General features: G+C 62.3%; 11 protein-coding genes. 4 read left to right on the top strand and 7 right to left on the bottom strand.

Features of this window, described 5'->3' with window-relative positions; translation table 11 throughout:
• The first annotated feature begins 634 nt into the window (after nt 1-634).
• The 3 genes from C3418_RS09145 (at nt 635) to yidZ (ending at nt 5,326) form a co-directional block, all read left to right on the top strand.
• Nucleotides 635-2,065, top strand: coding sequence for a sodium:alanine symporter family protein (locus C3418_RS09145; RefSeq protein WP_010673860.1), 1,431 nt, complete (start codon nt 635-637; stop codon nt 2,063-2,065).
• 179 nt (nt 2,066-2,244) lie between these two features.
• Complete coding sequence (locus C3418_RS09150; protein ID WP_010673861.1) at nt 2,245-3,396, top strand: CMY-1/MOX family class C beta-lactamase MOX-8; 1,152 nt, start codon at nt 2,245-2,247, stop codon at nt 3,394-3,396.
• Nucleotides 3,397-3,718: 322 nt separating this feature from the next.
• The gene (yidZ, locus tag C3418_RS09155) at nt 3,719-5,326 is read left to right on the top strand and encodes an HTH-type transcriptional regulator YidZ (RefSeq protein WP_258039915.1); all 1,608 of its coding nucleotides are present in this window, start codon (nt 3,719-3,721) and stop codon (nt 5,324-5,326) included.
• A gap of 59 nt (nt 5,327-5,385) precedes the next feature.
• Here yidZ and ruvX read toward each other — a convergent pair whose 3' ends face one another.
• The 7 genes from ruvX to metK form a co-directional block, all read right to left on the bottom strand.
• Entirely contained in the window at nt 5,386-5,808 is a 423-nt protein-coding gene (gene ruvX, locus C3418_RS09160; RefSeq protein WP_010673863.1) for a Holliday junction resolvase RuvX, read from the bottom strand.
• 109 nt (nt 5,809-5,917) lie between these two features.
• Nucleotides 5,918-6,472, bottom strand: a complete 555-nt coding sequence (locus C3418_RS09165) for a YqgE/AlgH family protein (protein WP_010673864.1) — start codon at nt 6,470-6,472, stop codon at nt 5,918-5,920.
• Between the two features lie 154 nt (nt 6,473-6,626).
• Entirely contained in the window at nt 6,627-7,577 is a 951-nt protein-coding gene (gene gshB, locus C3418_RS09170) for a glutathione synthase (RefSeq protein WP_010673865.1), read from the bottom strand.
• 118 nt (nt 7,578-7,695) lie between these two features.
• Nucleotides 7,696-8,427, bottom strand: a complete 732-nt coding sequence (gene rsmE, locus C3418_RS09175) for a 16S rRNA (uracil(1498)-N(3))-methyltransferase (RefSeq protein WP_103858317.1) — start codon at nt 8,425-8,427, stop codon at nt 7,696-7,698.
• Between the two features lie 129 nt (nt 8,428-8,556).
• A complete protein-coding gene (locus tag C3418_RS09180) occupies nt 8,557-9,249 on the bottom strand; it encodes an endonuclease (RefSeq protein ID WP_010673867.1) in 693 nt (230 codons plus the stop codon).
• A 73-nt stretch (nt 9,250-9,322) separates the two neighbouring features.
• The gene (locus tag C3418_RS09185) at nt 9,323-9,862 is read right to left on the bottom strand and encodes a SprT family zinc-dependent metalloprotease (protein ID WP_010673868.1); all 540 of its coding nucleotides are present in this window, start codon (nt 9,860-9,862) and stop codon (nt 9,323-9,325) included.
• A gap of 67 nt (nt 9,863-9,929) precedes the next feature.
• Entirely contained in the window at nt 9,930-11,081 is a 1,152-nt protein-coding gene (gene metK / locus C3418_RS09190) for a methionine adenosyltransferase (protein ID WP_010673869.1), read from the bottom strand.
• Nucleotides 11,082-11,421: 340 nt separating this feature from the next.
• Here metK and tkt point away from each other — a divergent pair, with 340 nt between their 5' ends.
• Nucleotides 11,422-13,413 carry a transketolase gene (gene tkt / locus C3418_RS09195; protein ID WP_010673870.1) on the top strand — a complete coding sequence of 664 codons (1,992 nt, stop codon included), beginning with the start codon at nt 11,422-11,424 and terminating at the stop codon, nt 13,411-13,413.
• Nucleotides 13,414-13,536 lie beyond the last annotated feature (123 nt).

Below are 13,536 nucleotides of genomic sequence, written 5' to 3' on the forward strand. Positions count from 1 at the left end.
CAGGCTCAGAAAGGGGCGATGGGCAGGCCCCATCGTCATTGCCTGCCTAATTAATACGGATGTGGCGCATCCTGCAATAGGGGGGCTTGTATGCGAATCAGCCAGGTGGTGAAAGCGGTACCGGCTGTCGGGTGAAAGTGTTTGATAAAAAAAGAGTTTTATTCATGGTGTGGCGGCTGGCTCCGACATGGAAAAGCGCAATTATTTTGGTGGATTCATGAATTTGTGCGGGAGGTCACATAAATAGTTCTGTCAGCTACTTGAAATTTAATTACGTGTAAAACGTTTTGCGTTACAACCCCTTGCCGATGAGGCATGAGAGGCAAACGCTTGTCTCCCTGGTTTCGTTTCACTCAGCGGTTTTTACCCCCATGGGATGAGTTGTAAAATGGTTCTCTATTGGCTCTAATTTGTGTGGGGCTGGGTTGCGCATCAATTTTTGTTGATTTATTGCGTGCTAAATGAAGCTTTTTTGCATCAAATTGCTCGTTTTTTGTCTCCCCAGTGAGCCCTGTCACTATTCTGAATTCCCTCGCTATGCTAGATTCCGCCCCTTCGGCGCAATGCTGGTTCGGAAATTGACAGAGAGCGGTCAGCGCAGACTGGCCATGGATGTGATAACAACGAGAGAATTATGGACACCTTGATTGCAATGATTAACGACCTGATGTGGGGAGCCGTGCTCATTTACCTGCTGATCGGGGTCGGTATCTTCTTTACCTTCCGTCTGGGCTTTATCCAGATCCGCCACTTCGGCCACATGTTCTCGGTCCTGCGCAACAGTCGCAAATCCGACAGCGCCGGCATCTCCTCCTTCCAGGCTCTGTGTACCAGCCTGGCGGCACGCGTCGGGACGGGCAATCTGGCCGGTGTGGCCGTCGCCATCTATCTGGGTGGCCCTGGCGCCGTCTTCTGGATGTGGCTGATCGCCTTCATCGGCATGGCCACCGCCTTCGTGGAGAGCACCCTGGCCCAGCTCTACAAGGTCAAGGATGAGGATGGCAACTACCGGGGCGGTCCCGCCTACTACATGGAGCGCGGCCTCGGCATGCGCTGGATGGGGGTGGTCTTCTCCCTCTGCCTGCTGCTGGCCTTCGGTCTGGTGTTCAACGCGGTGCAGGCCAACTCCATCAGCCTGGCCATGAACGTCGCCTTCGGCATCCCTGACTGGGTGAGCGGTCTGGCCCTGGTGGTGCTCTCCGGCCTCATCATCTTCGGCGGCATCCGCGGCATCGCCCGTTTCGCCGAGCTGGTGGTGCCCTTCATGGCGCTCGCCTACATCCTGATGGCGCTGTTCGTGGTGGCCATGAACATCAGCGAGCTGCCCGGCGTGCTGGCCCTGATCATCAAGTCTGCGTTCGGCATCGAGCAGGCGGGTTCCGGCGCCATGGGCTATGCCATCTCCCAGGCGATGATCAACGGCATCAAGCGCGGCCTCTTCTCCAACGAGGCGGGCATGGGCTCTGCCCCCAATGCTGCCGCCACCGCCACCCCCTATCCGCCGCACCCGGCCTCCCAGGGTTATGTGCAGATGCTGGGTGTCTTCCTCGATACCATCGTCATCTGTACCTGTACTGCCGCCATCATCCTGATGTCCGGCCAGTTCGAGCCGGGCTCCGGTGTGACCGGTGTCGAGCTGACCCAGCGTGCGCTCTCCTCCCAGGTGGGCGGCGGTGGCAACATCTTCATCGCAGCGGCCATCTTCTTCTTCGCCTTCACCTCCATCGTGGCGAACTACTCCTATGCGGAGACCAACCTGGTGTTCCTCGAGCACAACCACAAGGGCGGCCTGATGCTGTTCCGGATGTTCGTGCTGGGCATGGTGATGTTCGGCTCCGTGGGCGAGCTGCCGACCGTGTGGGCTCTGGCGGATGTCTCCATGGGGCTGATGGCCATCGTCAACCTGGTGGCCATCCTGCTGCTCTCCGGCGTCGCCATCAAGCTGGCCAAGGACTACAACGACCAGCTCAAGCTGGGGCGCGTCCCCACCTTCGATGCCAACAAGTACCCCGAGCTGCGCAGTCAGCTGGAAGAGGGGATCTGGGACAACCCGGGCAAGAAATAAGCCCGTGTTGCAAGGTGATTGAAGGGGAGCCATGGCTCCCCTTTTTCATGGGTAAAAAGAGGGGGTGGCTTCACACAGACTTCACAGAGCCTCATCGGCAGCACACCTCGTGGGACTATGCTGGGCTCATCAGTCGCCGCCATGGCGATACCTTGCTAACGACAGTCAGGAGACATGCTATGCAACAACGACAATCCATCCTGTGGGGCGCTTTGGCCACCCTGATGTGGGCCGGTCTGGCTCATGCCGGTGACAAGGCGGCGACCGATCCCCTGCGCCCCGTGGTGGATGCCAGCATCCGGCCGCTGCTCAAGGAGCACAGGATCCCGGGCATGGCGGTGGCCGTGCTCAAGGATGGCAAGGCCCACTATTTCAACTACGGTGTGGCCGATCGGGAGCGCGCGGTCGGTGTCAGCGAGCAGACCCTGTTCGAGATAGGCTCCGTGAGCAAGCCCCTGACCGCGACCCTAGGAGCCTATGCGGTGGTCAAGGGAGCGATGCAACTGGATGACAAGGCGAGCCGGCACGCCCCCTGGCTCAAGGGATCCGCCTTTGACAGCATCACCATGGGGGAGCTGGCTACCTACAGCGCGGGCGGCTTGCCGCTGCAATTCCCCGAGGAGGTGGATTCGCTCGAGAAGATGCAGGCCTACTACCGCCAGTGGACCCCAGCCTACTCGCCGGGTTCCCATCGCCAGTACTCTAACCCCAGCATAGGGCTGTTCGGCCACCTGGCGGCGAGCAGCATGAAGCAGCCGTTTGCCCAGTTGATGGAGCAGACGCTCCTGCCGGGGCTTGGCCTGCACCACACCTATGTCAATGTGCCGAAGCAGGCCATGGCGAGTTATGCCTATGGCTATTCGAAAGAGGACAAGCCCATCAGGGTCAGCCCCGGCATGCTGGCGGACGAGGCCTACGGCATCAAGACCAGCTCGGCGGATCTGCTGCGCTTTGTGAAGGCCAACATCAGCGGGGTTGATGACAAGGCGTTGCAGCAGGCCATCTCCCTGACCCACAAAGGGCACTACTCGGTAGGCGGGATGACCCAGGGACTGGGTTGGGAGAGTTACGCCTATCCCGTCAGCGAGCAGACATTGCTGGCGGGCAACTCCCCGGCGATGATTTACAATGCCAACCCGGCGGCGCCCGCGCCCGCTGCGGCAGGGCACCCTGTGCTCTTCAACAAGACCGGCTCGACCAGCGGCTTCGGCGCCTATGTGGCCTTCGTGCCGGCCAAAGGGATCGGCATCGTCATGCTGGCCAACCGCAACTATCCTATCCCGGCCAGGGTGAAAGCGGCCCACGCCATCCTGACGCAACTGGCCAGGTAATGGTGCGCCGTCGCTGAGCCTTGAGGGCACGTCGCATCGCGGCGTGCCCGTTACCTCGGACCCGACCCCTCAAGGGCGACCTGGCAGGGGGCGGGTCGATGAGCATGCCAGTCCGGGCCTCTCCTGCGGGAGATGTCCGGATTGGCATCCACCGAGTGCCATCTCGTCACTAGGCCCCGGCAGGCCGTCCGCTCTATAGTGCCCGGCATCTTCCTCTGCTTTTGCAGGATTGAGTTGTCAATCTCGCTGACAGCGCACCTGTGATGGTGAAACCTGCTGCTATGGAGCCTTCATGGGTATGTTTCTGCTGTGTACTTTTCTGATGATCATCCTCTATCCCCTCGGGATCGATCTCTATCTGGTGGCCGTCCCCCGCATTGCGCAAACCCTGCAGGGGAGCGAGGCGCAGATCCACACCGCTTTTTCCATCTATCTGCTGGGCATGGCGGCTACCGTGCTGCCGGGGGGCATGCTGGCGGATCGCCATGGCAGGCGTCCCGTGGTGCTGGGGGGCGCCCTCATCTTCGTGGTCGCTTCCCTGGTGGCGGCGGAGGCAACCGGCATCGCCCAGTTTTATCTGGGGCGTTTCTGGCAAGGGGTGGGCGCTGGAGCGCTCTACATCATGACCTTCACCGTGCTGCGGGATGTGCTGAGCCAGGCGCGCCTCGCGATGGCCCTCTCCCTCATCAACGGCGTGATTTGCGTCATTCCGGTGCTGGCTCCCGTACTCGGTTATCTCATCCTGTCGCACTTCGAGTGGCGCGGCATCTTCGTGGGCATGGCGCTGGTGGCTGCCATCAGTGCCCTGGTCAACCTGCGACTGCTCAAGGAGACCCGCCCCGCCCGCCAGCCTGCGTGGGCATCGCCGTTGGCCCTGCTGGGCATGGCCCCCTTCATGCAGCGCGCCTTGCTGACCAGCGCCAGCGTGACTGCCATCCTGGTCTATGTGAGCGTCTCGCCCCTCGTCCTGATGACCACGTTCGGCCTGTCTCCCGAGCAGTACACCCGGCTGATGATGGCGATGGCCGGGGTGAGCATGTCCGCTTCCTTCCTGACCCTCTTGCTGCTGCGCTGGCTCGGCAAGCTGCGGGACTGGTTCGGGGACCCCCTCTTCGTGCGCGTGCGCCAGGGCTTGCAGCCGACCAACCTCTCCCTGACCCTGGCAGAGGAGCTCAAGACCTGGTTCCAGCTCACCGAGAGCATCAGCACCCTCAACCGCGAGGCGATCCCCGAGGGGGCCCGCTTCAGTCTGGTGATGGAGTCCCCCTTTGGCATCAGCTTCCTGAGCGAGCTGCCCACGACCATCTACCAGAAGTACCCCCACTCCGTGGTCAGGATGCTGGGCTGGGATCACCACTCTCTCAACGACATCGTCAACGGGGAGGCGGATCTCGGCTTCTGTGCCCGGGAGACCCACGGCCGCTCCCATGCCAGGGTCAACCGGCTGCCCTATTACATCGATCATGAGGTGCTGTTCTGCGATCGTCCCGTGGTGTTCCTGCGCAAGGATCACCCCTTGCTCGGGCAGACGTGGTCGCTGACCCGCTTTCTGGCCTGCCCCCAGGTGAGCGTGGTGTGGGAGGCCAGCGACAGCTGGGCACTGGATGATCTGCTGGAGGACGAAGGCCACAGGCGGCAGGTGCCCATCATGGTGGCGAGCTTCGAGCAGGCGCTGCATATCGCCGCCCAAAAGAGCCACGAGCTGATCGCCGTGGTGCCTTCATATTGCGCGGACTATGCCGCCAGACATCACCCCGACCTCATCCCCATGCCGTTGCCGCTGGAAGAGTCTCTCTATGCCCAGCTGGAGATCGCCTTCATCCTGCTGTGGCACAAGCGCCACAATCAGGATGCCAAGGTGATGTGGTTGCGGGGGGAGATCCGGCGGCTCTATGGCCTGGCCGCGGCGGGGATGACGCGTTTTGCCTAGGGCGGGCCCATGGGGAGCGGGGCGGTGAAAGAGAAGCAAGGGGGAGGAGGCTCCCCGGTTTAGTCGTACTGCTCTTCCATCCAGGCTTCGACGATGAGCTGGGCGGAGACGCCGTCCACGCTCCCCTTGTCCAGCGCCTTGTAGCCGCCACGTTCAAACAGGCGGGCGCGGGCATCCGTGGTGGTGAGCCGCTCGTCCTTGAACTCCACCGGCTTGCCGAAGCGACCGTGCAGGCGATTGCCGAACTTGCGAGCTCGCACCGTGATCTCCTGGTCCGTGCCATCCATGTTGAGCGGCAGACCGACGATCAGCAGATCCGGTTGCCACTCCTTGATCAGCTTCTCTATCTCGTCCCAGTTGGGGATGCCGTCGTTGGCCTTGAGGGAGCGAAGGGGGCGGGCGCTGCCCGTGAGCTCCTGGCCGATGGCGACACCGATGCTCTTGGTGCCGTAGTCAAAGCCCATGATGCTGCGTGATGACATGGGGTCTCCTCGAAATGGATGGATAAATGAAGGGGGAAGACCCCTCCCTGTCTCCCCCTGATCGTGGGGGGAGAGCGTGCCGTCTCCCCCGGAGGGGAGGTCCGGGGTGTCAGCTATGGCCCACCTGGCTGGAGAGGTGCAGGGGGTTGACCCCAATGCTCGCGGCGGCTTGCTGCCAGCGCAGGTGGATGGGGGTATCGAAGACCAGCTTGGGATTGGGGGGGATCACCAGCCAGGCGCCATCCACCAGCTCCTGCTCGAGCTGGCCTGCACTCCAGCCGGCGTAACCGAGCGCCACCAGCCAGTGGTCCGGCGCCTCGTCGGTGCCCAGGGTCTCCAGGATGTCCTTGGAGGTGGTGACCATCATCTCGTCGCTCACCTGCAGGGTGGAGTTGAAGCCCGGGCGGAAGCTGTGCAGCACGAAGCCGCGATCCCCGTGCACCGGCCCCCCCTGTAACACCGGCTGTTTCATCTCGGCGGTGGCGGGGGGATTGAGGTTGAGCTTGGTCAGCATGGCGTCCAGGGACATGTCGACCGGAATGTTGACCACCAGTCCCATGGCGCCTTCGCTGCTGTGTTCGCACAGATAGACCAGGGAGCGCTGGAAATAAGCGTCCGTGAGGCTCGGCATGGCGAGCAGAAAGTGATTTTGCAGTGTTTGCATGGAGCGTATGTATCTCTAAGCGTGCAAAGGTATTTGGGGTGATTATGGCAGTTGATGGCGGCGGGCAAAACCGCTTTTTGCCGGCAGGAGGGCGGCAGTCAAAGGGGCCTTCACGGCCCCTTGTGTGTGTGTCCTCGCCGTGGCAACGAAGGGGTCAGCGGCCCAGTCGGCGCTCGATGGCGTCCATCAGCATGCCGGTGATGGAGACGTCGAAGGCCGCCTCAATCTCGCGGATGCAGGTCGGGCTGGTGACGTTAATCTCGGTCAGGCGATCGCCGATGATGTCGAGGCCGACGAAGATGAGCCCCTTCTCTTTCAGCGTCGGGCCCACCGCGCGGGCGATGGCCCAGTCCGCGTCACTCAAGGGGCGGGCCTCACCACGGCCACCGGCCGCCAGGTTGCCACGGGTCTCACCTTGGGCCGGAATGCGGGCCAGGCAGTAAGGTACTGGTTCGCCGTCCACCACCAGCACCCGCTTGTCGCCATCCTTGATGGCGGGCAGATAGGTCTGCGCCATGCAGTACTGGCTGCCGTGAGAGGTTAATGTCTCGATGATGACGCCGACGTTGGCGTCATCCTCCTTCATGCGGAAGATGGAGGCGCCGCCCATGCCGTCCAGCGGCTTGAGGATGACGTCCTTGTGCCTGGCGTGGAAGGCCCGCAGCTTGTCTGCTCTGCGAGTGACGAGCGTGGTCGGGGTGTGCTCGGCAAACCAGGCGGTGTAGAGCTTCTCGTTGGCGTCGCGCAGGCTCTGGGGCTTGTTGACGATGAGGCAGCCCTCATCCTCGGCCCGCTCCAGCATGTAGGTGGCGTAGATGAACTCCGTGTCGAAGGGGGGATCCTTGCGCATCAGGATCACATCCAGGCTGGAGAGCGGCTGATCCACCACCTCGCCGAGGCTGTACCAGTCGGCATAGTCATATTTGACGGTGAGCGGGCGCATGGTACCGAAGGCGCGACCGGCCTCCATGTAGAGATCCTTCATCTCCAGATAGAACAGCTCGTAGCCGCGCTTTTGCGCCTCTTCGAGCATGGCGAAGCTGGAGTCCTTCTTGATGTTGATGGCCGAGATGGGGTCCATCACGATGCCGAGTTTAATGGTCATCCGAGTTTCCTTCCTAATGGCTCGATGGGATGTGATGACCCCCTCCCTGCCTCCCCCTTCACAAGGGGGAGGGGCCTGTTGCTCCCTCCCCTGCGAAGGGGAGGGTCGGGGTCGGCTGTCAGGCCAGATCGCCAAAGCGGCACTGAAGCGCAGTAATTGCCGTCAGGGCGGCGGTTTCGGTGCGCAGCACCCGCGGCCCCAGCAGCATCTCCTTGAAATCTTCCTGCACGGTACGGGCGATCTCGTCGCTGGACAAGCCCCCTTCCGGGCCGATCAGCAGGCGCACGCCGTGCTCGGGGATGGGCAGGGTGTTGATGCTGTAAGGGGCGCGCGGGTGCAGGTTGAGCTTGAGCTCCTGAGTCTCTTCCGCCAGCCAGGCGTCCAGCTCCATCGGCATGCGCACCTCGGGCACGGTATTGCGGCCGCACTGCTCGCAGGCGCTGATCACCACTTTTTGCCACTGCTCGCGTTTTTTCTCCAGCCGATCGGCGGGCAGCTTGACGCCGCAGCGCTCGGAGAAGAGCGGCGTGATGCAGGTGACGCCGAGCTCCACGGATTTCTGGATGGTGAAGTCCATCTTGTCGCCGCGGCTGATCACCTGACCCAGGTGGATGGCAAGGGGGGACTCCACCGAGCGGGTCTCGCAACTGTCGATGGTCACTTCCACCGACTTCTTGCCGACGTTGGCGATGGTGGCGGGGTACTGGTTGCCGTCGCCGTTGAACAGCTCGAGCTGCTGGCCCGGCTGCATGCGCAGCACGCGGCCGATGTGATTGGCACAGTCTTCCGACAGGGCGAGGGTCTGGCCAACCTGCAGGCTGGCCGGTTCATAGATACGTGGAATGCGCATGGCTGATAGTCAGTCTCTTGCTTGGAAACCCTTCAATACCCTACTGCACGGCGGCGAGCAAGGCTCGCGAGACAGAGAGTGAAGGGATTCAGGAGGAGGGGGACGCTCCCCCTCCCTGGTCAAATGGGGTTATTGGCACTGCTTTTCAATGAAGGGATTGGTATTGCCCTGCAGCTTGCCGATACGGCGGTTGCGCTCGCACTCCCAGCGATCAGCCGGATACTGCCTGTCCCAGGCTTCGTAAAGCTTGCGCTGCTGGGCCGCCAGACGCAGTCCGTACTGCTGGCTCATGTAGAGGTAGGCGCGGGCGATCTGGCCACGCACCGGCCCCTTGGGCGGCTGCACCTGGCGCTCCTTGAAGTCCACCAGCATCTGGCACTTGCCGTACTGGTTCGGTTTGCCGTTCCAGTCGCTGAAGCGGAAGTTCGCCCGATCACCGTTCACCTCGCCGATGGTGGGGAAGAGGTTGTGCATGTCTCCCTCCATCCTGTTGAACTCGTCGCTCTTGCCGCAATTCTTGCGACCCCCGTCCTGCCAGCACTGGAGCTGGTGGCCGAACTCCCAGGCGGGCACCACGTGCTCCCATTCGATGCGGGAGGCCCGCTCGGCCTGTTTGCGCGGCAGGTAGCCGCAGCTCTCCCAGTCGGGGGCCATCTTCTTGCCGCTGAACTTGATGTTGCAGCCGCAGTAGAAGGTGACGGGGTGGCTCTGGTAGAGCTTGTTCAGATCCTGCTTGGCGGCGCGAAAGGTCTGGATGTTGTCGGCATGGGCCGGGGCGCTGACCAGCAGGGCCAGGCAGAGGGAGAGCAGAGGGCGAAACATGAATATCCTTGGCAATGAGACAGTTGAATGAAGTAAGCGCGCACCCTATCACAGGAGCGCGACACGGGGTGACTCAATCCGCCGTCGTGTCGCGCTGCCACACCAGGGGCTGGCGACAGCGGCGGCAGTGATAGCGGGCCTCGCCGCGCATCACCTTGTTGTGGCGGCGCACCGAGAGGGGATGCTGCTGGCAGGCGCAGGCATACACGAAGGTGCGCTGGGCCAGCACCCCCAGATCGAAGCTGTGGGTGGTGCTGGGTTCGAGACCGAACAGCTCCCGCATCACCGACTGCCACTGGCGACCGTGGGGCAGTACCCGGCTCTTGCCACGCCCCTCTCCCCAGAGCGCATAGACCAGCAGGTGCGCCACCTCGTGGGGCACTACTTCCCTGAGAAACGCCTGCTGATTGGCCTGATAGAGCGCCGGATTGAAACGCAGCTCCCAGGTTTGCAGCCGCGCAGACCCTGCCGCCCGGCCCCGCATGTTGCAATGGACTTGCGGGCGGAGAAAGGTGCGGCCAAGGCGCGTTTCAGCCTGCACAAAGCAGGCCTCGACGCGCGCGAGCAGCATCTCGATGAGGGCGGGGTCAAGCCGGGTGGCAGTGGCAGGCATGGGATCCTCGGGACGGACACAAAAGCAAAAGGGGAGCCTGGCTCCCCTTTTATCACAACCTCGGGCCTTACAGGCCGGCGGCAGCGCGAAGCAGCTCGGCCTTGTCGGTCTTCTCCCAGGGGAACTCGTCGCGGCCGAAGTGGCCGTAAGCGGCGGTTGCCTGGTAGATCGGGCGCTTCAGATCCAGCATCTCGATGAGGCCATAGGGGCGCAGCTCGAAGAACTCGCGCACCAGCTTGACCAGCAGGGCTTCGGCCACCTTGCCGGTACCGAAGGTTTCGACGCTGATGGAGGTGGGCTCGGCCACGCCGATGGCGTAGGAGACCTGCACTTCACAGCGATCCGCGAGGCCTGCGGCCACGATGTTCTTGGCCACGTAGCGGGCGGCGTAGGCGGCGGAGCGGTCCACCTTGGACGGATCCTTGCCGGAGAAGGCGCCACCACCGTGACGGGCCATGCCGCCGTAGGTGTCGACGATGATCTTGCGACCGGTCAGACCGCAGTCACCCATGGGGCCGCCGATGACGAAACGACCGGTCGGGTTGATGAAGTACTTGGTGTCCTTGTTGATCCACTCGGCGGGCAGCACCGGCTTGATGATCTCTTCGCGCACCGCTTCCACCAGATCGCTGTGGCTGATGGAGTCGCAATGCTGGGTGGAGAGCACCACGGCATCGACACCCAGGATCTTGCCTGCGTCGTCGTAGGCGAAGGTCAGCTGGCTCTTGGCGTCCGGACGCAGCCACGGCAGGGTGCCGTTCTTGCGCACTTCTGCCTGACGCTTCACCAGCAGGTGGGAGTAGGTGATGGGCGCGGGCATCAGCACGTCGGTTTCGTTGGTGGCGTAGCCGAACATCAGGCCCTGGTCACCGGCACCTTGCTCCAGCGGGTCGGTACGGTCGACGCCCTGGTTGATGTCCGGAGACTGTTTGCCGATGGCGTTCAGCACGGCGCAGGAGTCGGCGTCGAAGCCCATGTCGGAGTGGGTGTAACCAATCTCGCGCACGGTGTCGCGCACGATCTGTTCGATGTCGACCCAGGCAGAGGTGGTCACTTCGCCGGCTACCATCACCATGCCGGTCTTGACCAGGGTTTCGCAGGCGACGCGCGCCTTGGTGTCCTGCTGCAGGATGGCGTCCAGCACCGCATCGGAGATCTGGTCGGCGATTTTATCGGGATGGCCTTCGGAGACCGACTCGGAAGTAAACAGCTTTGCCATGTTTGGTTCTCGATTCGTAAGGGTTATCGCCTTGGCCATAACCGGATAATGACAGGATGACTGTAGAGGTATCTACATCTGGACGTCTATTTTAAATAGGTCATCCGGTGATTGCCAGCACTATTTGGGGGTGGAGCCGCCCGGGGCGGGATGGGGAAGGGATCCACCTCCATGGAGGTAAAGCAGGGGGCGGATTGAATCGTTTTCCCCGCCCAGAAAAGCGATTGTGCTCCCAAAGCCACTTTATTCGCCCAGATAATATTTGCACGCCGCGCCCCCTGCTGGGACAATAACGCGCCTTAATCTTGGCCATCAAATGAAGCAATCGCAGGAGATACAGATGCCTTCTCGTAAAGAGCTTGCCAATGCCATTCGTGCATTGAGTATGGATGCCGTTCAAAAAGCCAACTCCGGTCACCCGGGCGCCCCCATGGGAATGGCGGATATCGCTGAAGTGCTGTGGCGCAGCCACCTCAAACACAACCCGAACAACCCCAAGTGGGCCGACCGCGACCGTTTCATTCTCTCCAACGGCCACGGCTCCATGCTGCTGTACTCCCTGCTGCACCTCTCCGGTTATGACCTCTCCATCGACGATCTGAAAAACTTCCGCCAGCTGCACTCTCGCACCCCGGGTCACCCGGAGTACGGTTATGCGCCGGGCGTTGAAACCACCACCGGCCCGCTGGGTCAGGGCATCACCAACGCCGTGGGCATGGCGATCGCCGAGAAGGCCATGGCCGAGCAGTTCAACCAGCCGGGTCACGACATCGTCGACCACTACACCTACGCCTTCATGGGCGACGGCTGCCTGATGGAAGGTATCTCCCACGAAGCCTGCTCCCTGGCCGGCACCCTGGGTCTGGGCAAGCTGATCGCGTTCTGGGATGACAACGGCATCTCCATCGACGGTCACGTAGAAGGCTGGTTCACCGACGACACTCCCAAGCGCTTCGAAGCCTACGGCTGGCACGTCATCCCGGCCGTTGACGGTCACAACCCGGAAGCCATCAACGCTGCCATCGAAGCCGCCAAGGCCGAGACCGGCAAGCCGACCCTGATCTGCTGCCGCACCATCATCGGCTACGGTTCCCCGAACAAGTCCGGCTCCCACGACTGCCACGGCGCACCGCTGGGCAACGACGAGATCGCCGCCGCCCGTGCCTTCCTGAAGTGGGACCACGCGCCGTTCGTCATCCCGTCCGACATCGCCGCCGAGTGGAACGGTCAGGAGAAGGGTGCCAAGCTCGAATCCGACTGGGCTGCCAAGTTCGCCGCCTATGAAGCCGCTCACCCGGCCCTGGCTGCCGAGTTCAAGCGCCGTACCGCTGGCGAGCTGCCGGCCAACTGGGCTGCTGAATCCGCCAAGATCATCGAAACCCTGCAGGCCAACCCGGCCAAGATCGCGACCCGTAAAGCGTCCCAGAACTCTCTGGAAGCCTTCGGCAAGCTGCTGCCGGAATTCATGGGCGGCTCCGCGGATCTCGCGCCGTCCAACCTGACCATGTGGTCCGGCTCCAAGTCCCTGACTCCCGAGAGCGCCGCAGGCAACTACATCCACTACGGCGTGCGCGAGTTCGGCATGTCCGCCATCATGAACGGCATCGCCCTGCACGGTGGTTTCATCCCCTACGGCGCCACCTTCCTGATGTTCATGGAGTACGCCCGCAACGCCCTGCGCATGGCCGCCCTGATGAAGCAGCGCGCCATCTTCGTCTACACCCACGACTCCATCGGTCTGGGTGAAGATGGTCCGACTCACCAGCCGGTCGAGCAGATCGCCTCCCTGCGTCTGACCCCGAACATGAGCACCTGGCGCCCGTGTGACCAGGTAGAGTCCGCCATCGCCTGGAAACACGCCATCGAGCGTACCGACGGCCCGACCTCCCTGATCTTCTCCCGTCAGAACCTGGCCCAGATGGACCGCACCGCCCAGCAACTGGCCGATGCCGCCAAGGGTGGTTACGTGCTGAAGGATTGCGCCGGTACCCCGGAGCTGATCCTGATCGCCACCGGTTCCGAAGTGGAGCTGGCCGTGACTGCCTATGAGCAGCTGACTGCCAATGGCCGTGCCGTGCGCGTGGTCTCCATCCCGTCTACCGACGTGTTCGACGCTCAATCTGCCGAGTACAAAGAGTCCGTCCTGCCGGCCGCCGTCACCAAGCGTGTGGCCATCGAAGCGGGCATCGCCGACTACTGGTACAAGTACGTCGGTTTCGGCGGCAAGATCATCGGCATGCGCACCTTCGGTGAGTCCGCTCCGGCCGAGCTGCTGTTCAAGGAATTCGGCTTTACCGTGGAAAACGTGGTTGCGACCGCAGAGTCCCTGTAATCGCTGAACGTTGGGCCTTTTTGGCTCAATAGCCGGAACAATAAAACGCCCTCCATCGCAAGATGGGGGGCGTTTTTTATGGAGTTAAAGGAAGATTTCAGTTAATTATGTATCTGTCTCTTT

The organism is Aeromonas sp. ASNIH8, from assembly GCF_002919855.1.
Classification (GTDB): Bacteria; Pseudomonadota; Gammaproteobacteria; order Enterobacterales; family Aeromonadaceae; genus Aeromonas; species Aeromonas caviae.